Below are 19,751 nucleotides of genomic sequence, written 5' to 3' on the forward strand. Positions count from 1 at the left end.
ACCATGAGCGAGACACCGGACAGCGCCGTCCGTACGTACATCGAGAACCACCGTGCCGCCTTCCTCGACGACCTCGCCGAGTGGCTGCGCATACCGTCCGTGTCGGCCCAGCCCGACCACTCCCAGGACGTGCGCCGCAGTGCCGACTGGCTCGCCGCCAAGCTCAAGGAGACCGGCTTCCCGACCGTCGAGGTCTGGCCGACGGCGGGCGCGCCCGCCGTGTTCGCCGAGTGGCCTTCGGACGACCCGCAGGCCCCCACCGTCCTGGTCTACGGCCACCACGACGTGCAGCCCGCCGCCCGCGAGGACGGCTGGGACACTGACCCGTTCGAGCCGGTCGTCCAGGGAAACCGGCTGTACGCGCGCGGGGCCGCCGACGACAAGGGCCAGGTCTTCTTCCACACCCTGGGTGTCCGCGCCCACCTCGCGGCCACCGGCCGCACCGCGCCCGCCGTCCACCTGAAGCTGCTCGTCGAGGGCGAGGAGGAGTCGGGCTCCCCGCACTTCCGCGCGCTCATCGAGGAGCACCGCGAGCGCATCGCCGCCGACGCGGTGATCGTCTCAGACACCGGCATGTGGTCGGAGGACACCCCCACCGTCTGCACCGGCATGCGGGGCCTGGCCGACTGCGAGATCGAACTGCGCGGACCCGACCAGGACATCCACTCCGGCTCCTTCGGCGGCGCGGTCCCGAACCCCGCCACCGAGGCCGCCCGCCTCGTCGCCGCCCTCCACGACGAGCACGCGCGCGTGGCGGTCCCCGGCTTCTACGAAGGCATCACGGAACTCACCGACCGCGAGCGCGAGCTCTTCGCCGAGCTGCCCTTCGACGAGGAGCGCTGGCTGCGTACGGCCAAGTCGCACGCGACCCACGGCGAGGCGGGGCACACCACCCTGGAGCGCATCTGGGCCCGCCCCACCGCCGAGGTCAACGGCATCGGCGGCGGCTACCAGGGAGCGGGCGGCAAGACGATCGTCCCGTCGTCCGCGTTCCTCAAGCTGTCGTTCCGGCTCGTCGCGGGCCAGGACCCGGACCGCGTCGAGGAGGCCGTGCGCACCTGGGTCGCCGAGCGGATGCCCGCGGGCATCCGGCACACGATCACCTTCGGTGCCGCCACGCGCCCGTGCCTGACCCCGCTCGACCACCCGGCGCTGCGGTCCGTCGTCCGGGCGATGGGACGCGCCTTCGAGCAGCAGGTCCGCTTCACGCGCGAGGGCGGCTCGGGACCGGCCGCCGACCTCCAGGACGTCCTCGGGGCGCCCGTCCTGTTCCTCGGCATCTCCGTCCCCTCCGACGGCTGGCACGCGCCGAACGAGAAGGTCGAGATCGACCTGCTCCTCAAGGGCGTGGAGACGACCGCCTACCTGTGGGGCGACCTGGCGGAGAACTGGCGCGATGCACACTGAGAGTCCCCGGATCGCCGAGCCCGCCCGGCGGACCACTGAGCACGTCCTGCTGAACCACCCATTCCATCGGGGGAGTTGGAAGCACCTGTGACCACCTGGACCGACCGCACCGCAGACCGGCCCGTCTCGCTCACCGCGCCCAGCGGCATCGACCGCGCGGCCCACCACCGCATGGACGAGGCCTGGCTCGCCGCAGCCTGGAGCCACCCGACGACCCGGGTCTTCGTGGTCTCCGGTGGTCAGGTGCTCATCGACGAGACACCGCAGGGCGCCACGGAACTGGTGATGACGCCCGCCTTCGAAGCGCCCCTCACCGAGGAGCACCGCTACTTCCTGGGCACGGACGACGACGGCGTCAGCTACTTCGCGTTGCAGAAGGACACCCTGCCGGGCCGCATGGACCAGTCCGCGCGCCCCGCGGGACTGCGCGAGGCGGGACTGCTGCTCTCACCGCGTGACGCGGGCCTGATGGTGCACGCCGTCGCCCTGGAGAACTGGCAGCGCCTGCACCGCTTCTGCTCCCGGTGCGGCGAGCGCACGGTCATCGCCGCCGCGGGCCACATCCGCCGCTGCCAGGCGTGCGGCGCCGAGCACTACCCGCGAACGGACCCCGCGGTGATCATGGCGGTCAGGGACGCCGAGGACCGCATCCTCCTGGGCCGCCAGGTGCACTGGCCCGAGGGCCGCTTCTCCACCCTCGCGGGCTTCGTCGAGCCGGGCGAGTCCATCGAGCAGTCGGTGCGCAGGGAGGTCTTCGAGGAGGCGGGCGTCACGGTCGGCGACGTCGAGTACGTCGCCAGCCAGCCCTGGCCCTTCCCCTCCAGCCTGATGCTGGGCTTCATGGCCGACGCGACCTCTTCGGAGATCAACGTCGACGGCGAGGAGATCCAGGAGGCCCGCTGGTTCTCCCGGGAAGACCTGCGGGCCGCATTCGAGTCCGGGGAGGTCCTGCCTCCCTACGGAATCTCGATTGCGGCCCGTCTGATCGAGCTCTGGTACGGCAAGCCCCTGCCGAAGCCGGGGACCGTGGGCTGAGCCGAGGTCTCGGCCCGGCTCCCGCCTGATCAGGCCAGCTTCTGCTTGACCTGCGCGAGCGAGGGGTTCGTGAGCGTGGAGCCGTCCGGGAAGAGGACGGTGGGGACCGTCTGGTTCCCGCCGTTCGCCTTCTCGACGAAGGCCGCGGAATCCGGGTCCTGCTCGATGTTGACCTCCTCGTACGCGATGCCCTCACGGTCCATCTGGCCCTTGAGGCGGCGGCAGTAGCCGCACCACGTGGTGCTGTACATCGTCACAGTGCCCGGCATCTCTCGTGTGCTCCTTCATCGCTCGGGGTGCGTCTTCGCAATCAATCGAACGTACGCGAGTCGGCCACCATTCCCGTATTAGTACGACCGGTCGTGGCTGCCTGTGGACAAGCGGCTCACCCGTCTCCGGCGACCTGGCAGCATGGCAGGGTGACATCAGTAACGCACTCCACTCTCTTCCCGCAGGTCCCGGACTCTGCCGACGCGGTGCTCGCCGGGCTCGACCCGGAGCAGCGCGAGGTGGCCACCGCCCTGCACGGGCCGGTGTGCGTCCTCGCGGGTGCCGGGACGGGCAAGACACGGGCGATCACCCACCGGATCGCCTACGGCGTGCGCGCCGGGATCCTCCAGCCCGCCAGCGTCCTGGCCGTCACGTTCACCGCCCGCGCGGCGGGCGAGATGCGCGGCCGACTGCGCCAGCTCGGCGCCTCCGGCGTCCAGGCGCGCACGTTCCACTCGGCGGCCCTGCGTCAGCTCCAGTTCTTCTGGCCGAAAGCGGTCGGCGGCTCGCTGCCCCGCATCGTCGACCGCAAGATCAAGCTCGTCGCGGACGCGGCCGCCGCCTGCCGCATCCGGCTCGACCGCAATGAGCTGCGCGACCTGACCAGCGAGATCGAGTGGTCCAAGGTCACCCAGACCGTCCCGGCGGACTATGCCGCGGCCGCCGCCAAGTCCGGCCGTGACGTCCCGCGCGACCCGGCCGAGATCTCCCAGCTCTACGCGGCGTACGAGGACCTCAAGCGCGACCGCGCCGTCATCGACTTCGAGGACGTCCTGCTGCTCACCGTCGGCATCCTCCAGGACCGGCACGACATCGCCGAGCAGATCCGCTCCCAGTACCAGCACTTCGTGGTCGACGAGTACCAGGACGTCAGCCCCCTCCAGCAGCGCCTCCTCGAGCTGTGGCTCGGCGAGCGCGACAGCCTCTGCGTCGTCGGCGACGCCAGCCAGACGATCTACTCCTTCACCGGCGCGACCCCCGACCACCTGCTGAACTTCCGCACCCGCCACCCGGGAGCGACCGTCGTCAAGCTGGTCCGTGACTACCGCTCCACGCCCCAGGTCGTCCACCTGGCCAACGGCCTGCTCTCCCAGGCCCGCGGCCGCGCCGCCGACCACCGCCTGGAGCTGATCTCCCAGCGCGACCCCGGGGCCGAGCCGGTCTACGTCGAGTACGCGGACGAGCCCGCCGAGGCGGAAGGCGCGGCCCGCCGCATCCGCGCCCTCCTCGCCGACGGCGTCCCGGCCAGCGAGATCGCGGTCCTCTTCCGTACGAACTCGCAGTCGGAGATCTACGAACAGGCGCTCGCCGACGCGGGGGTGCCCTATCAGCTGCGCGGCGCCGAGCGGTTCTTCGAGCGCACCGAGGTGCGGGAGGCGGGCGCGGCCCTGCGCGGCGCGGCCCGCTTCGGGGGCAACGACGCCCTCCTGGACGACGTGGTCGACCTGCCCTCCCAGGTCCGGGCCGTGCTCTCCACCAAGGGCTGGACGAACCAGCCCCCGGCGGGCTCCGGGGCGGCCAGGGACCGGTGGGAGTCCCTCGCGGCGCTCGTGCGCCTCGCGGAGGACTTCGCGCGGGCCAAGCCGGAGGCGACCCTCGCCGACCTCGTGGCAGAGCTCGACGAGCGGGCGAACGCTCAGCACGCGCCCACCGTCGAGGGCGTCACGCTGGCCTCGCTGCACGCGGCCAAGGGCCTGGAGTGGGACGCCGTGTTCCTGGTCGGCCTCGCCGAGGGCATGATGCCGATCACCTATGCCAAGACCGACGAGCAGATCGAGGAGGAGCGCAGGCTCCTGTACGTCGGCGTGACCCGCGCCCGCGTCCACCTCTCCCTCTCCTGGGCCCTCTCCCGTTCCCCCGGCGGCCGTCCGAACCGCCGTCCCAGCCGCTTCATGGACGGCCTGCGCCCGGGCTCGGGGGCGGGTGCGGCGGCGCGTGCCGCGGGCGGTGGTCCCGGGGGCGTCGAGCGCGGCAGCGGCGGCGAGGGCACCGGAGCCCTCGCGGGCCGTCGGCAGCGCAAGAGCCGCACGCCCGCCCGCTGCCGGGTCTGTGGGCGGACGCTGACCGAGGCGGGCGAGATGAAGCTCATGCGGTGCGAAGACTGTCCTTCCGACATGGACGAAGGACTCTACGAGCGGCTGCGGGAGTGGCGATCGGAGCAGGCGAGCCGCCTGGGACAGCCCGCGTACTGCGTCTTCACGGACAAAACCTTGATCGCCATCGCGGAGGCCGTGCCGGACGACGAGGGCGAGCTGGCCCGGATCCCGGGAGTCGGCGTCCGTAAGTTCCACCGCTTCGGAGCCGACGTCCTCGCTATTTGCGCAGGTCAGGACTGTGTAAGGGGCGCCGATGAAGAATGATTCAAACTCGTCGAAAAAATAGTTTGCGCATGCGCAAGGAAGACCCATAGGTTCTTAACACGGAAACGGCGGCTTCTCCGAAGCCCCGGTTCCGTGCTGTACTTGACAGTCCGCAGGATCGACCCCGGTCGATCCCCTAGACGCCGAGAGGAGGCGAATTCCAGTGATCAGCATCAACGAGAGCTTCATCAGCACCGTCAAAATGACCGATCGCTCGGTCGTCGCTTCCTGCCTGCTCGGCTTCTCGAACCAGGGCACCGGTCTGTCCGGCGGCATCCCCGCCGTGCGTCCGATGTCCCCCGCCCTGCCTCTCGCCGGTCTCCCGATCGTCGAGGCCAATGAGGGCAATGAGCGACCGACCAAGGCACCGGAAGCAGCAGTAGCGGAGGCGCAGGCTCAGGCCTATGCCTTTGCGGCAGCCGGTGCCGGATTCCGGAAGCAGACGACGCAGCACCACACGATGTGGGCCTTCCGTGGGCTCGAACCCTGGAGTGATCCAGTCTGATCCTCGATCAGACCGGCGCCTTCAGGGCCGCGGAACCCCACCCGGGATCCGCGGCCCTTCTGTTTTCCCCAGAACAGGGAGAACGGAGTGAAGGGGCCAAGAGAAAGACCCGGTACCAGCCGCCAACCGGCCGACCCAGGCCGGCACGACCAGACGAGGAAAACACCACCGTGCAACTCGAAGCGCACGCCCCGTCCGTACCGCCTTCACAGACGCTCCCCCCGCCCGCACCCACGGAGGACCCGACCTTGACTCCCCTCACCGCGCTCACCGCGCTCGACGACGCCATCGAGAACCTCGGCGTACCCGTTCCCTGCCGCGCGTACGACCCGGAGGTCTTCTTCGCCGAGTCGCCGGCCGATGTCGAGTACGCCAAGTCGCTCTGCCGTACCTGCCCGCTGATGGAGGCCTGCCTCGCCGGTGCCAAGGAGCGGCGTGAGCCGTGGGGCGTCTGGGGCGGCGAGCTCTTCGTCCAGGGCGTGGTCGTCGCTCGCAAGCGGCCGCGTGGTCGTCCGCGCAAGAACCCGGTCGCCGCATGAGCACCGCCGGAACGATCGATCGCCCCCTGACGCACGACCCCCAGAAGCAGGCCCCGATGAAGACAGCCACCAGCGAGCCCGCCGGCTCCGCGATCACAGACTTCACCACCACCGGTGCGAACACCTCGCGCCAGAACAGGACCCGTGAGATGCAACTCATCCCAGAAGCCATGGCTCGTGCGCATATGCACGAACGCCTGCGTGAGGCCGAGGCCCAGCGCCCGGTCGAGCGCCTCATGGCGGCCCGCCGCATGCAGCGCCGCGCGGAGCGCGCGTCGCTGCGCGCCCGGCGTGCGATCGCCATCGCCGTCATGCAGTAGGACACGCAGGAAGGGCCGCCCCCGCGGGCGGCCCGGTACCACGACAGAACGAGGCGGGGGCCGGTCCGAACGGACCGGCCCCCGCGGTGCGTTGTAGTCACCGATCTTCCCCGCGCGGCGCTATGGTCGCCGGGTGGACCAGCAGAATCCTCAGCCCATGGGCACGGAGAATGCGGGCACGGAGAATCTCGTGTGCTCCCGCTGCGGCACCGTCGCCGAAGGCGCGCCGCCGACCTGGACCTGCTCCGTGGAGAACGGCAGCCGTCACTACTTCTGCGACTCCTGCGCGCGCGACAACATCAGAGCCATCGAGGGCCGCCTCGACTCGTCCTGGTGGTGAAGGCCCAGCCCTTGGCCCTTGACCCCTGGGCTCAGGCCTCGGCCCCTGCCTCTTCCTCCACCTCTTCCTCCACTTCTTCCTCCGGCTCGGCCTCCACGGCGAAGCCGGGCAGCCACTCCTCCAGCTCGTCCCGCATCCGCACCGTCGAGCCCAGCTGGCACAGCACCCCGATCGTGCTCAGCGTCACGCGGTGTATCAACAGATACGACGGCGGCAGGTTCAGCTGCTTGCCCAACTGGTAGGCGGGGGAGCGGGGGTCGCCCACCCGGGCCGCCTGGCTGCGCATCCAGCCGCGCGTGAACGTGAACTCGTCGACCAGCATGGGCTCGATGATCGGCAGCAGATAGTCGAGCACCGCGTCCGGTTCGAGATCGACGCTCTCCTTGACGAAGCCCTCCTCGCACAACATCTCGTAGACCGCGTCGGCCTCGCCCTCCAGCGTCATCCGCAGCGATGCGCCGATGGGCACCGGCAGCCCGCCGGGTAGCCGGTCCACCGTGCCGAAGTCGAGGACCCCGAGGCGCCAGCCGCTCTTCTCGTCCGGCAGCAGACGGAAGTTGCCCGGATGCGGGTCGGCGTGCAGCAGGCCGGTGCGCGCGGGGCCGGAGAAGAGGAAGCGGGCAAGGAGCTGACCCGCCCGGTCGCGCTGCTCCTGCGTCCCGTCCGAGATCACCTCCGACAGGGGCGTCCCGTCGATCCACTCGGTCACCAGGACCTGCTCGCTCTGGTGCACCACCTGGGGGACGACCACATCGGGGTCGTCCGCGAACTCCTCCGCGTGCGCCTGCTGTGCCTGCGCCTCCAAGCCGTAGTCGAGCTCCTCCGACACCCGGTCGCGCAGCTCGGCGATCAGCGGCTTGATGTCCATCCCCGGAATCAGCGGCCCCAGAAGCCGGGCGAACCGGCTCAGCTGTGTTAGGTCGGACAGCAGCGCCTCGCCCGCGCCCGGGTACTGGACCTTGACCGCGACCTCGCGCCCGTCCGCCCAGACGGCCCGGTGCACCTGGCCGATCGACGCGGCCGCCGCGGGCTTGTCCGTGAACTCCTGGAACAGGTCGCGCCAGTCCTCGCCGAGGCGCTCCGCGAGCACGGCGTGGACCGTGCGGGTCGGCATCGGCGGCGCCGCTTCCTGCAGCTTCGTGAGTGCCGCGCGGTAGGGCCCTGCGACCTCCTCCGGCAGCGCCGATTCGAAGACGGACAGGGCCTGTCCGAACTTCATCGCCCCGCCCTTCAGCTCGCCGAGGACCTTGAACAGCTGCTCCGCCGTGCGCTGTTGCAGCTCGCGTCCGACGATCTCCGCGGACTTGCCCCCGATCCGCTTGCCGAGCCCCCAGGTCGCGCGCCCCGCGAAGCCGAGCGGGAGCGCGGCCAGTTTGGCGGTACGGGTGACCGCCTTCCGGGGAAGATCAGACATGCGCCCCTCCAAGTCCCAGACAGCCGCGCCTTGTCAGGCGGTTACCCGGCCATTGTGTCGTGCGGCTCCCGGTCCACGGTGGCCTGATCCCCCTTATTGCGCGCACCCGCTCCGCAAGGGCATGCGGGATGTGGCCAAACCGGGCGAGAGTGCCACGCGAATCCGGGCACGGACGCCTCCCAGCGGGTGCCCGCACAGGCCGAGGAGGCTCCGTCAAGGAAAGCGAGCGCATGCCCCGCGGCCAGCCCCGCGGCCGCGGTCGACAGGGCCAGGTCGCAGGCGGGCACCTGCCGCGCGGGCCCGGAGCGCCACTGCGCCAGCATCCGTGGCCAGGTGGGGTCGCGGTCGGCGCGCTGCTGGAAGAGACAGCCCGCACAGGCGCTCGCTCCGGGCAGGACCAGGGGGCCCACCACCGCGGTGCCCTCGATCACCCCGGCGTAGAGATGAGGCGTGCCCGAGGCGATGAGCCCTTCGACGGCCGCCGGGTCGGGGGCGTACGCCGCGAGTCCGTCGCGCGGGGCGATGATCACGAGGGAGAGCCCCGCTTCTCCCTCCGCCGCCCGGGGCGGACGGTCCGGTGCCCACTGCCGCACGACGCGCCGCGCCGTCGTGTCCCTGCGCTCACCGATCGACTCGGCGGGGAGCCCGCCCGGCGCGACGTCCCACGGCTCGACGTGCCCGCCCTCCAGCACGTCGACCCGGCCCACGCCCGCCCCCGCCAGCACCGAGGCCAGCGCGGCGCCGAGCCGCCCCGCGCCCTGCACCCGCACGCGCATGGACCGGCGCGCCGCCAGTCTGTCGATCGCCTCGCCCGGTTCGGGGGAGAGCAGTGAGAGTGAGGCCAGGTCGGGCCGGAGCCGGTCCATGGCCGCGCCGCGCTTGCGCAGGGATTGAGCCGCGGGCCCGCCGCCCGTCGAGTCGTCGAGCAGGCCCGCCCGGGACAGCTCGCCGAGCAGTCTGTCCACGTGTCCGTCGGGCAGGCCCATCCGCTGCGCCTCCGCCCGCAGCAGCGGCAGTCCCCGGGTCCCGTCGAGCAAGGTCAGGAAGCTGCCCGTCGCCGTGTCCATCGGGCCGAGCATCAAGGCGTGCGCGGGGGCGACCCCGAACTGCACGGTGCTCAGGTCGCGCCAGCCGCGCCGCAGCGCGGGCTTCAAGATCGGATGCATGGTCGTCCCCCGTAGGCCGCTCGGCACGTCCCGTCCGCCGTGTCGATCGATGGCCAGAATGCCCGTCACGCCGAGCAGCCGCGTCGCGTTGTCCACAGGCACGGGATGCTTGTCGTACTAATCCAGCGCATGGGGAGCGGAACAGCGCCGAACCGTCCCGGAGGCGGGACTTCCCCCATGCCCAGCGGGTAACGTCGGGGCGTGCCCGCCGACCCGTCTCCTCGCGTCGCTGGGGAGACCTCGGCGCATCGCGCCGGAACTCCACAGCGCAGCACGACCAGTCCACCCTCGTCCGGCGGAGGTGCCAGCGCGGTCGAGGTCAGACGGAGCGCCCGCCGCCGCAGAACGGTCTCCGCCTACCGCGAGGGCGATCGCACCGTCGTCCTCATCCCCGCCCGGATGTCCGAGGCGGAGGAACAGCGCTGGGTCAACGTGATGCTCGACAAGCTCGCGGCGCAGGAGAGCAAGCGTCTCCTCGGTGACGCGGAGCTCGCCGAGCGCGCGGGGCAGCTGTCCGATCAGTACTTCGAGGGCCGGGCCAGGCCCGCCTCCGTTCGCTGGGTCACGAACCAGAACACCCGTTGGGGTTCCTGCACCCCCTCGGAGGGCAGCATCCGCCTTTCGCACCGGCTGCAGGGCATGCCCGAATACGTCGTCGACTACGTCCTCGTCCATGAACTGGCGCATCTCCTCGTCCCCGGACACGGCCCCCGCTTCTGGCGTCTCCTGGAGGCCTACCCCCGTACGGAGCGGGCCAGGGGGTACCTCGAAGGGGTGGTCGCGGCCGACCGGCTGCCCCACCTGCCGGCCGCCCGCGAGGAGTGAACGTCCGCCGGATTCCGCGGTTGTGTAGCGGGTCTGTACCGGCTTCGCTCGCTGTCGGACTTTGCGGTTAGCCTGACGCGACGCATTCACATTCGGGATGGGGGACGGTCGTTACGTATGGCCAGGGAATTCCAACGCGGCCACAAGGCCAAGATCAGTGACCTCACCGCGGGGACCGATCTGTACGTAGGCGTACAGATCTCTGCCCCCGGACTGACGTTCGACATCAGCTGCTTCGGCCTGGACGCGAGCGAGCGGCTCTCGGACGACCGTTACTTCGTCTTCTTCAACCAGCCCAAGTCGCCCGAGGAGTCGATCCAGCTCCTGGGCGCGCAGGCGGGCGACACCGAGTCCTTCCGCGTCACGCTCGACCGCGTCCCGCAGCAGATCCAGCGGCTCTCCTTCACGGCGACGATCGACGGCGCCGGGCAGATGTCGCAGGTCGCCTCCGGGTACGTCCGCATCGTCGCGGGCGGCGAGGAAGTGGCGCGCTACTCCTTCAACGGCGCGGAGTTCTCCACCGAACGCGCCGTCATGCTGGGCGACTTCTACCTGAAGGACGTCTGGCGGTTCGCCGCGATCGGCCAGGGCTTCGACGGCGGGCTCGACGCCCTGCTGAAGAACTTCGGCGGAGAGGTCGCGGAGGAGGAGACCGCCGCCCCGGAGCCGCAGGCCGCCGCGCCGTCCTTCGCGCCGCCCCCGCAGGCGGCCGCCGCGCCGCCCGCCTTCGGCGCCCCGGCAGCGGCCGCGCCGCCTCAGGCCCCGGCCCCGGCCCCGGCCCCGGCCCCCGCCCCCGCCCCCGCGCAGAACTTCGCGCCGCCCCAGGGCGCCACTCCGCCCCAGGCTCCGGCTCCCGCGGACCCGTCGGTGCACGCGGCGCAGACCATCGTGGCTCCGGTGCACCAGCCGCCCGGTGGCACCGTGCCGCCCCCGCCCCCCGCGCCGTACGGTCAGCCGGGACAGCAGCCGCCGCAGCAGCCGCAATTCGGCCAGGTGCCGGGGCAGCAGCAGGCCCCGGGACAGACCGCGCCCCTGCCGCCCGGCTACGGCCAGCAGCCGGGGGCCCCGATGCCTCCTGGGTACGGTCAGCAGCCCGGTGCCCCGGTGCCGCCCGGGTACGGTCAGCAGCCTCCGGGCGGACAGTTCCCCGGACAGGCAGCGGCTCCGCAGGGCGCGGCCCCGCAGGGCGCCGGTGTCGCGGCGGCCCTCCAGAAGTACCGCGAGGCCCCCACGGGACAGCGCTGGACGCAGCAGAACGAGAAGCTGATCCGCGTCGACCTGGGCGTCGCCGACCAGCCGATACTGGCCCGCCAGGGCAGCATGGTGCTCTACCAGGGCAAGGTCGAGTTCAGCTACAAGGGCGCCGGGTTCGCGGGCCGCATCGTGGGCAACTCCACCGGCCAGGAGATGCAGCTGATGCGGTGCTCCGGCCGCGGTCAGGTCTTCCTCGCCGAAGAGGGCACGCATCTGCACCCGATCGAACTCCAGGGCGACGCGATCTGCGTCTCCGCGGAGAACGTCCTCGCCTTCGACGAGACGCTGCAGCACGAGGTGCGCAGGATCGAGGGTCACGGCATCCCCGGTGGCGCGCTGTTCGTCATGCAGTTCCAGGGCACCGGCACGGTCATCGTGAAGACCCACGGCGTACCCGTCGTGCTGCCCGTCACGCCGACGACGTTCGCCGACTGCCACGCCGTCGTCGCCTGGTCGGCCGCCGCACAGGCGATCGTTTCCAGCCAGGTGCGGCTGCGCAGCAACGCGTACGCGGGCTCCACGGGGGAGAGCGTGAACCTCCAGTTCCGTGGCGCGCCCGGCAATTTCATCGTCGTCCAGCCGTACGAGGTCTGAGGGAGCCCGTCATGAATCAGCAGCAGTTCGCGGGCTTCGCTCCCGCACCCGTCGCCGCCCGCATGGAGAACCACGGCCACCACATGCTCAAGGTGGCCATGCAGACCGGCAACGACCTCTTCGCGCGCGTGGGCTCGATGGTCGCCTACGAAGGGTTCGTGCAGTACGAGCCGAATCCGCCCGCCGTCCGACAGGTCGCGCGCGAGTGGATGACCGGTGAGGGCGCGCCCCTGATGAAGTGCTCCGGAGACGGCCTCCTCTACCTCGCCGACTACGGAGCGGACGTCGTCGTCATCAACCTGGCGGGCGACTCCCTCTCGGTGAACGGCACCAACCTGCTCGCCTTCGACGCCTCCCTCCAGTGGGGCGTGGAGCGGGTCAAGGGCATGGCCAAGTTCGCCGGACAGGGGCTGTGGAACATCAAGATCTCCGGCCAGGGCTGGGTCGCGCTGACCTCCCGAGGCACCCCGATCGTCGTCGACTGCGGCCGCGGCGAGGACGAGACGTACGTCGACCCGGACGCGCTGATCGCCTGGTCCCCGAACCTCAAGGTGAAGGGCAAGCGCAGCTTCAAGGCCGGTTCACTGATCGGGCGCGGCAGCGGCGAGGCCTACCAGATGGGCTTCTCCGGAGAGGGCATCGTCGTCGTCCAGCCCAGCGAGGACAGCACCGACCGCCTCCGAGCACGGGGCTGAGGGGGAGCAACACACCATGCAGAGCCCACTTTTCGCGCATGCCGAACAGCAGACGCAGGAGCGCTACTCCGTCCAGAACCCGCAGATGCTGCGGGTCGCCCTGGAGGGCCACGACGACGTCCTGGCCCGCAAGGGCGCCATGGTCGCCTACCAGGGTCTGATGGAGTTCGACGCCGAGTACCAGAGCCGGGGCAACCAGCGGGCCCGCGCGCACACCGGCGAGGGCCTCGACCTGATGCGCTGCCACGGACAGGGCACGGTCTACCTCGCCAACCTCGCGCAGTACATCCACGTGGTGGACGTGGACCAGGACGGCCTGACCGTGGACAGCAGCTATGTCCTCGCGATGGACTCGTCGCTGACCCACCAGGTGATCGCCGTGGACAGCCAGTACGGCATCTCCGGCTCCGGCAAGTACCAGCTCAACATCACCGGGCGCGGCAAGGTCGCCCTGATGACGTCGGGCCAGCCGCTGATGCTCCAGGTCACGCCGGACCGGTACGTCAACGCCGACGCCGACGCGATCGTCGCGTGGTCCAACGGGCTGCGCGTCCAGATGCAGGCGCAGACCCATTCATCGGGCGTGTGGCGGCGCCGCGGCAACACCGGTGAGGGCTGGGAGCTCAGCTTCATGGGACAGGGCTACGCGCTCGTCCAGCCCAGCGAGATGCTGCCGCCCCAGAACGCGGTCATCGGGCGGGGCGCCCAGGCGCAGTTCGGGATGGGCCAGCAGGGCGCCCGGGGGGCGAACCAGGGCAACGTCTGGAGCTGAGCCCTGCCCGGGCAGGGTGACCGAGGGGCGCGAGGGTTTCTGCGGGCCGTGTACGGCTGGTCGCGCAGTTCCCCGCGCCCCTTGCGGGGCGCGTCCTACAGGCGCGCCCTTGTCGCTTCCACGAGGCGTACCACCGATGCGTCGGCGACGTCCGCCACCTCGTCGTACGCGAACCAGCGCAGGTCCAGTGACTCGTCGCTGATCGCCTCGACGGCGTCGGCGGGGGCGAGTGCGGCGTACTGGACGTCGAGGTGCTGGGTGCACGGGCCCGGGATCGGGTGTCTGTCCAGGCGGACGGGGCCGCCCGCGAGGAGCGTGAGGCCCGGCACGCCGGACTCCTCGGTGGCCTCGCGCAGCGCGGCCTCGGCCAGCGTCGCGTCGCCCGGCTCGCAGTGGCCGCCCATCTGGAGCCACATCCGCAGCTTCTTGTGCAGGGTCAGCAGCACGCGCCCGCGCGAGGGGTCGACCACCAGGGCGCTGGCCGTCACGTGGCCGTCCGTGCAGGACTTCCACATGCCGTCCTCGCCGTGCGCGGACAGGTGGTCCAGATAGACCTGGCGCAGCTCGGGCTGGCCCTGGTAGCCCTTGAGCACCAGGGCCGTGTCGTCGTACAGACTCACTTGCCGTCTTCGCCCTTGTCCTCGTCGCCCTGGTCGGCCTCGTCCTTCGTGAGGTCCGGCTTCGGGGCGGAGCCGCCACCAGCGGCCTCGCCGAGCATCTTGTCCAGCTCGGAGAAGTCCAGCTGCTCGTGGTGCACGAAGCCGTCGGGGTCGTCCAGGTCGGAGGCCGTCGGCAGCATGTCAGGGTGCTCCCACAGGCCGTCGCGGCCGTCGACGCCGCGCGCGTCCGTGAGCGAGGCCCACAGGCGCGAGGCGTCCCGCAGACGGCGCGGGCGCAGTTCGAGACCGATCAGCGTGGCGAACGTCTGCTCGGCGGGACCGCCCGTCGCACGGCGGCGGCGCAGCGTCTCGCGCAGGGCGTCGGCGGAGGCGAGACGCGGCTTGGCGGCGGCGTGCACCACGGCGTCCACCCAGCCCTCGACGAGCGCGAGAGCCGTCTCCAGGCGGGCCAGGGCGGCCTTCTGCGCGGGGGTGTCCTCCGGCTGGAACATGCCCTGCTGGAGTGCCTCCTGCAGCTGCTCCGGGTTCTGCGGGTCGAGCTGGCCGACCACGTCCTCCAGCTTGGAGGTGTCGACCTTGATGCCGCGCGCGTACCCCTCCACCGCGCCGAACAGGTGCGAGCGCAGCCACGGCACGTGGGCGAAGAGCCGCTGGTGGGCGGCCTCGCGCAGCGCCAGGTAGAGCCGCACCTCGTTCTTGTCGATGCCCAGGTCCTTGCCGAAGGCCTCGACGTTCACCGGCAGGAGCGCGGCCTTGCCGGACGGTCCGAGCGGCAGGCCGATGTCGGTGGAGCCGACGACCTCGCCCGCGAGCACGCCCACGGCCTGGCCGATCTGCTGGCCGAACATGGCGCCGCCCATGGAGCGCATCATGCCGATCAGCGGGCCCGCCATGGCCTGCATCTCCTCGGGCAGTACGTCGCCCATGGCCAGGCCGACGCGCTCGGCGACCGGGTCGACGAGCTCCTTCCACACCGGCAGGGTCGCCTCGACCCACTCGGCGCGGCTCCACGCCACGGCGGTGCCGGACCCGGAGGGCAGCGACGTCGCGTCGTCCAGCCACAGGTCGGCCAGGCGCACGGCCTCCTCGACGGCGGAGCGCTCGGCCGGGCCGACGCTGGCGTCCTTGGTGCCGTCCGCCGTGCCCTGGGACACGGTCTGGCGGGCGATGTCCTTGGCCATGTCCCAGTTCACCGGGCCGCCCTCGTACGAGAGCATCTGGCCGAGCTGCTGGAAGGCGGCACCCAGGTCGTTCGGATTCATCGAACCGAACATCGCGGCGAACGGATTGTCACCGCCGCCGGGCCCGCCGGGACCGCCCGCTCCGGGGAACCCGAAACCGAACGGATTTGCGGGGCCGCCGGCACCCTGGCCCCCGCCTTGTCCCCCGCTCTGGCCCTCTCCAGGGGATTCCTTCTTCTTGCCCTCGTCGCCGTCTTCCGGCTCCTCCGGCGGAAGGCCGAATCCGAATGGGGTGTCACTCACGGGATTCCTCGGCTCGTCAGGCCGCCGGTATCGTTCCGGCGGCGGCGCTACAACACCACCCAGCGTAGACACCGTGACGGGATCGGGCCTCGGTGCTTCGCCGACTCATGGCCTGCGGCAGGATGGATGCCACCTGGTACGTACGCGTCATTCGCGTACGTACTGAAGACAACCGCTGGAGACGCCCGGTGAGTTCCCCAGATCCACAGGTTCGCGCAGCGCGAAACCCCTCAACCCCGTCGCCCGGCCGCGGGCCCGTGGTCGCCGTCACCGGCGCCGCCTCGGGGGTGGGCGCGCTGCTGACCGAGCGCCTCGCGGCCTCGGAGGAGATCAAGCAGGTCATCGCCATCGACGAGCGCCGCGGCGACTGCTCGCAGGCTCAGTGGCACATCCTGGACGTCCGGGACCCGGCGATCGCCGAGAAGCTGCGCGGCGCCGACGTCGTGGTGCACCTGGCGCTCGACCTCGACCTGGAGACCGACGGCGCGGCTCGCACCGCCTACAACGTGCGCGGCACCCAGACCGTCCTCACGGCGGCCGCGGCCGCGGGCGTGCACCGGGTGGTGCTCTGCACGTCGGCGATGGTCTACGGAGCGTTGCCCGACAACGAACTGCCCCTCTCCGAAGACGCCGAACTGCGCGCCACCGCCGAGGCCACCGGCGTCGGAGACCTCCTGGAGGTCGAGCGGCTCGCCCGCCGCGCCCCGCGCGCGCACCCCGGCCTCAACGTCACCGTCGTCCGCCCCGCGACCCTGGTCGGCGGCACGGACACGGCCCTGACTCGCTACTTCGAGTCGCCCCGCCTCCTCGTCGTCGCCGGTTCGCGGCCCGCCTGGCAGTTCTGCCACGTCGAGGACCTGTGCAGCGCTCTGGAGTACGCCGTCCTGGAGAAGGTCGACGGCGAGCTCGCCGTCGGCTGCGACGGCTGGCTGGAGCAGGAGGAGGTCGAGGAGCTCAGCGGGATCCGGCGCATGGAGCTGCCGTCGACGGTCGCGCTCGGCGCCGCCGCCCGGCTGCACCGCATCGGTCTCACGCCGTCCCCCGCCGGTGACCTCGCGTACACGATGTACCCCTGGGTGGTCAGTGTCAGCGGGCTGCACGACGCCGGATGGCGGCCGCAGTGGACCAACGAGGAGGTCCTCGCGGAGCTGCTCGAAGAGGTCTCTGGCCGCCGTACGGTCGCCGGGCGCCGACTCGGCCGCAAGGACGCGACGGCGGCGGGTGCCGCGGGCGCCACGGTCGCGCTGCTCGGCGCCGCCGCGGTGGTCCGCAGGGCGCGCAAGGCCCGGCGGCGCATCTGAGGCTCGCGGGAGGGGCCGCTCGCCCTCGCCGAGGAGCGGCGCGGCCCCGCCCCCGCGCGGGCGGGCAGGGCGCCCTGTAGGGAACTCCAAGCCGTGACGCGCGCGTGCCGGTCGAAAGGTCTATTCCGCGCCGGGCGTGGAGTGCGGCACCATGGCGGCATGGCACGCACCACGATGGACCACCCCGGCGAGCAGGCCGCCCAGGACCCGATCCGCCTCCTCGCGATCCGCGAGACCCCGCTCTCCCTGGACGAGGTCTTCCGGGCCGTCGGCGACGAGGCCGCGGGCGGCACGGCGCTCTTCGTGGGGACGGTCCGCAACCACGACGGCGGCGCGGACGTCGACGAGCTCGGCTATTCGACGCACCCCACCGCCGAGGCCGAGATGCGCCGGGTGGCCGAGAAGGTCGTCGCCGAATATCCGGTGCGCGCGCTGGCCGCCGTCCACCGCGTCGGTGACCTGGCCGTCGGTGATCTCGCGGTGGTCGTGGCCGTCTCCTGCCCGCACCGCGCCGAGGCCTTCGCCGCCTGCCGCAAGCTGATCGACGACCTCAAGCACGAGGTGCCGATCTGGAAGCACCAGAGGTTCTCCGACGGCAAGGAGGAGTGGGTCGGCGCCTGTTGAGGCTCCTGGTGCGGGATGGGAGCAGGGGGCTCCGGTTGCGTAACCGGACCCCTGCCGTGAGCGTTGACCCTGCGGATGGTTAATCTGCTGATCTGTCAGTTGTGGTCGCTCATGGGGTCGGGAGGTCGACGTGGCATCGCTCGCCTGGTTGCTGATTCCGCTTCTCGCAGCGGTCGGCGCGGGTCTGTGGGGCAGCTGGGCCGCCCGCAACCGCAAGTCGGGGCGGACCGGCGACGTCACCGAGCTCAACGGCTACGCGGCGTTCCGCGAGGCCATGGAGAAATCCCACTCGCACTCGGGCACCTGAGACGTCACCGCGACATCCTGTGAATTCCCCGTACGGACCGGCCCCAGGGGTGCACCGACAGGCCCGTCCCGTACTGTCGTTCCATGCCACGCCGCACCACGACGATGCTCGCGTCCACCCTGATGCTGATCGCGCTGCTCTGCGCGGGAGTGCTCATCAAGGTGCCCTACTCGGAGATGTCCCCGGGGCCCACGGTGAACACCCTCGGCGACCACGACGGCGAGCCGGTGCTGCAGATCTCCGGGCACAAGACCTATCCCACGACCGGCAACCTCAACATGACCACGGTCAGGGTCACCAGTGCCGACTACAAGATGAACCTCGCCGAGGCCGTGTACGGCTGGCTGGCCCACGACAACATCGTGGTGCCGCACGACACGCTCTACCCGGACGGCAAGACCGAGCAGCAGTCCTCCCAGGAGAACGCCGAGGAGTTCAGCCAGTCCCAGGAGAGCGCCAAGGTGGCGGCGCTCAAGGAGCTGGACATCCCGGTGAAGTCGCAGGTCGTCGCCGCCACCGTCTTCAAGGACGGCCCCGCGGAGGGCAAGCTGCACGCGGGCGACGTCATCAAGAAGGTCGACGGCGCGCCCGTGAAGGAATGGCCCGACGTGGCCAAGCTCGTCACCAAGCACAAGGCGGGCGAGGACGTCGTCTTCACCGTCGTCCCGGTCAAGGAGGCGGCCGCCGCCGAGAAGGCGGGCAAGGAGCCGACCAGGACCGAGGACGTCAAGATGACCACGGAGAAGGCGAAGGACGGCCGCGCGGTCGTCGGCATCGAGGCCGGGACCGACCACACCTTCCCGTTCACCATCGACATCAAGCTGGCCGACGTCGGCGGGCCGAGCGCCGGTCTGATGTTCGCGCTCGGCATCGTGGACAAGCTGACTCCGGAGGACCTCACCGGCGGCAAGTTCGTGGCGGGCACCGGCACCATCGAGGTCGACGGCAAGGTCGGCCCGATCGGCGGCATCGAGATGAAGACGGTCGGCGCGCGCGAGAAGGGCGCCGAGTACTTCCTCACGCCCAAGGACAACTGCGCGACCGCCGCGAAGGACGTCCCCGACGGGCTCACCCTCATCAAGGTGGACACCATCGACGACGCCGTGAAGTCGCTCAAGGACCTCCGCAAGGGCGACACCGCCGACCTGCCCAAGTGCACCGCCGAGTAGCACGGCGACCGGGCACGGGAACGGTCGTACGCGGGTGGGGGAGGACCCACCCGCGTACGGGACGAGCCGGGGCGGCTACGCGAACGTCGCGGCCAGCGCGTCCGCCAGGCCGGGCACCAGGTCCGAACCGGTGAGGACCTCGGTGGCCGAGTCCTTCTGGCGCAGCCGCAGCGCCGACTCACGGGCGCCGTCACGGAGCACCGCGACCGTCATGCGGACCTCCTGGCGGTCCGGGTGCTCGGCCACCCACTTGGCGAGCTGGGCCTCGCTGAGGCCCTCGGGGACGGACGTCTCCGCCGACGGCGGCAGCATCAGCCGCTCCACCGTGAGGGCGCAGCCGGTCACGGCGTCCGGCCAGGCGATGGTGCCGAGGAACTCGTCCAGCGGCTTGTCCGCGGGGATCTCCTCCTGCTCGATGGGGGTGAATCCGGCGTGCTCCACGCCGTCGTCGAGGCCGAGCTGGGAGGCGAGGCCGGGTTCTTGGGTGCGCAGTCGCGCCGTGTCTACCAGCGCGAAGAGGCGTGCGGGCCGGTCCCAGCCGAGGCCGGATACGTACTCGTCGATCTCGAGTACGGCCCGGGTGAGGGGACTCGCTGCCATGGGAGTGTTGGACATGGTCACAATCCTGCCTCGTTAGTCCCGGGAAACGGGAACCGAGTAAAGCGTAGGTAAGTTGCATAGGTGTGGGTCCGCGATCTCCGGGGGCCTGACGGACCAACAGAGAATCAACAGCGAACTTCGAGGTGCGCA

Annotated in this window: 21 protein-coding genes; 15 read left to right on the plus strand and 6 right to left on the minus strand. The window is 71.3% G+C overall.

Annotation, left to right across the window (positions count from 1 at the left end):
- The first annotated feature begins 3 nt into the window (after positions 1-3).
- Together KY5_RS26940 and nudC are read left to right on the plus strand one after the other, a co-directional pair.
- Positions 4-1,407, plus strand: a complete 1,404-nt coding sequence (locus tag KY5_RS26940; RefSeq protein ID WP_098247501.1) for a dipeptidase — start codon at positions 4-6, stop codon at positions 1,405-1,407.
- Positions 1,408-1,494: 87 nt separating this feature from the next.
- Complete coding sequence (gene nudC / locus KY5_RS26945) at positions 1,495-2,442, plus strand: NAD(+) diphosphatase (RefSeq protein ID WP_199843256.1); 948 nt, start codon at positions 1,495-1,497, stop codon at positions 2,440-2,442.
- 29 nt (positions 2,443-2,471) lie between these two features.
- Here nudC and KY5_RS26950 read toward each other — a convergent pair whose 3' ends face one another.
- Positions 2,472-2,711 (minus strand): mycoredoxin, encoded by a 240-nt coding sequence (locus tag KY5_RS26950; RefSeq protein WP_098244652.1) that lies wholly within the window; start codon positions 2,709-2,711, stop codon positions 2,472-2,474.
- 93 nt (positions 2,712-2,804) lie between these two features.
- Between KY5_RS26950 and KY5_RS26955 the strand changes: the two genes are divergently transcribed.
- From KY5_RS26955 to KY5_RS26975, 5 genes are all read left to right on the plus strand, one after another.
- Positions 2,805-5,072: an ATP-dependent DNA helicase UvrD2 gene (locus KY5_RS26955; RefSeq protein ID WP_199843258.1), complete on the plus strand. Its 2,268-nt coding sequence runs from the start codon at positions 2,805-2,807 to the stop codon at positions 5,070-5,072.
- 163 nt (positions 5,073-5,235) lie between these two features.
- On the plus strand, positions 5,236-5,577 hold the full coding sequence (locus KY5_RS26960; RefSeq protein WP_098244654.1) for a hypothetical protein: 342 nt from the start codon (positions 5,236-5,238) through the stop codon (positions 5,575-5,577).
- 170 nt (positions 5,578-5,747) lie between these two features.
- On the plus strand, positions 5,748-6,116 hold the full coding sequence (locus tag KY5_RS26965; RefSeq protein ID WP_055555173.1) for a WhiB family transcriptional regulator: 369 nt from the start codon (positions 5,748-5,750) through the stop codon (positions 6,114-6,116).
- A complete protein-coding gene (locus KY5_RS26970) occupies positions 6,113-6,436 on the plus strand; it encodes a hypothetical protein (protein WP_098244655.1) in 324 nt (107 codons plus the stop codon). The genes KY5_RS26965 and KY5_RS26970 overlap by 4 nt, the downstream gene beginning before the upstream one ends.
- Before the next feature lie 157 nt (positions 6,437-6,593).
- Positions 6,594-6,776: a hypothetical protein gene (locus KY5_RS26975; RefSeq protein ID WP_098244656.1), complete on the plus strand. Its 183-nt coding sequence runs from the start codon at positions 6,594-6,596 to the stop codon at positions 6,774-6,776.
- A 31-nt stretch (positions 6,777-6,807) separates the two neighbouring features.
- Here the strand turns inward: KY5_RS26975 and KY5_RS26980 are convergent, their stop codons facing one another.
- Together KY5_RS26980 and KY5_RS26985 are read right to left on the minus strand one after the other, a co-directional pair.
- Entirely contained in the window at positions 6,808-8,190 is a 1,383-nt protein-coding gene (locus tag KY5_RS26980) for an ABC1 kinase family protein (RefSeq protein ID WP_098244657.1), read from the minus strand.
- 41 nt (positions 8,191-8,231) lie between these two features.
- Complete coding sequence (locus KY5_RS26985) at positions 8,232-9,356, minus strand: TOMM precursor leader peptide-binding protein (RefSeq protein WP_098247502.1); 1,125 nt, start codon at positions 9,354-9,356, stop codon at positions 8,232-8,234.
- Positions 9,357-9,557: 201 nt separating this feature from the next.
- Between KY5_RS26985 and KY5_RS26990 the strand changes: the two genes are divergently transcribed.
- From KY5_RS26990 to KY5_RS27005, 4 genes are all read left to right on the plus strand, one after another.
- Entirely contained in the window at positions 9,558-10,181 is a 624-nt protein-coding gene (locus tag KY5_RS26990; protein WP_063806238.1) for a M48 family metallopeptidase, read from the plus strand.
- Between the two features lie 117 nt (positions 10,182-10,298).
- Entirely contained in the window at positions 10,299-12,029 is a 1,731-nt protein-coding gene (locus KY5_RS26995) for a TerD family protein (RefSeq protein WP_098244658.1), read from the plus strand.
- A gap of 11 nt (positions 12,030-12,040) precedes the next feature.
- Positions 12,041-12,724: an AIM24 family protein gene (locus KY5_RS27000; RefSeq protein ID WP_055556420.1), complete on the plus strand. Its 684-nt coding sequence runs from the start codon at positions 12,041-12,043 to the stop codon at positions 12,722-12,724.
- A gap of 16 nt (positions 12,725-12,740) precedes the next feature.
- A complete protein-coding gene (locus tag KY5_RS27005; protein ID WP_098244659.1) occupies positions 12,741-13,496 on the plus strand; it encodes an AIM24 family protein in 756 nt (251 codons plus the stop codon).
- A 95-nt stretch (positions 13,497-13,591) separates the two neighbouring features.
- Here the strand turns inward: KY5_RS27005 and KY5_RS27010 are convergent, their stop codons facing one another.
- Together KY5_RS27010 and KY5_RS27015 are read right to left on the minus strand one after the other, a co-directional pair.
- On the minus strand, positions 13,592-14,116 hold the full coding sequence (locus KY5_RS27010; RefSeq protein ID WP_098244660.1) for an NUDIX hydrolase: 525 nt from the start codon (positions 14,114-14,116) through the stop codon (positions 13,592-13,594).
- The gene (locus KY5_RS27015) at positions 14,113-15,600 is read right to left on the minus strand and encodes a zinc-dependent metalloprotease (protein WP_098244661.1); all 1,488 of its coding nucleotides are present in this window, start codon (positions 15,598-15,600) and stop codon (positions 14,113-14,115) included. The genes KY5_RS27010 and KY5_RS27015 overlap by 4 nt, the downstream gene beginning before the upstream one ends.
- A 188-nt stretch (positions 15,601-15,788) precedes the next feature.
- Between KY5_RS27015 and KY5_RS27020 the strand changes: the two genes are divergently transcribed.
- The 4 genes from KY5_RS27020 (at position 15,789) to KY5_RS27030 (ending at position 19,001) form a co-directional block, all read left to right on the plus strand.
- Entirely contained in the window at positions 15,789-16,901 is a 1,113-nt protein-coding gene (locus KY5_RS27020; RefSeq protein ID WP_098244662.1) for an SDR family oxidoreductase, read from the plus strand.
- A gap of 159 nt (positions 16,902-17,060) precedes the next feature.
- On the plus strand, positions 17,061-17,525 hold the full coding sequence (locus KY5_RS27025) for a molybdenum cofactor biosynthesis protein MoaE (RefSeq protein WP_098244663.1): 465 nt from the start codon (positions 17,061-17,063) through the stop codon (positions 17,523-17,525).
- A 130-nt stretch (positions 17,526-17,655) separates the two neighbouring features.
- Entirely contained in the window at positions 17,656-17,832 is a 177-nt protein-coding gene (locus KY5_RS42260; protein ID WP_199843260.1) for a hypothetical protein, read from the plus strand.
- Positions 17,833-17,915: 83 nt separating this feature from the next.
- A complete protein-coding gene (locus KY5_RS27030; RefSeq protein WP_098244664.1) occupies positions 17,916-19,001 on the plus strand; it encodes a PDZ domain-containing protein in 1,086 nt (361 codons plus the stop codon).
- Positions 19,002-19,076: 75 nt separating this feature from the next.
- Here KY5_RS27030 and KY5_RS27035 read toward each other — a convergent pair whose 3' ends face one another.
- Positions 19,077-19,616 carry a PPA1309 family protein gene (locus tag KY5_RS27035; RefSeq protein ID WP_098244665.1) on the minus strand — a complete coding sequence of 180 codons (540 nt, stop codon included), beginning with the start codon at positions 19,614-19,616 and terminating at the stop codon, positions 19,077-19,079.
- Between the last annotated feature and the right edge of the window lie 135 nt (positions 19,617-19,751).

The organism is Streptomyces formicae (assembly GCF_002556545.1).
Taxonomy (GTDB): domain Bacteria; phylum Actinomycetota; class Actinomycetes; order Streptomycetales; family Streptomycetaceae; genus Streptomyces; species Streptomyces formicae_A.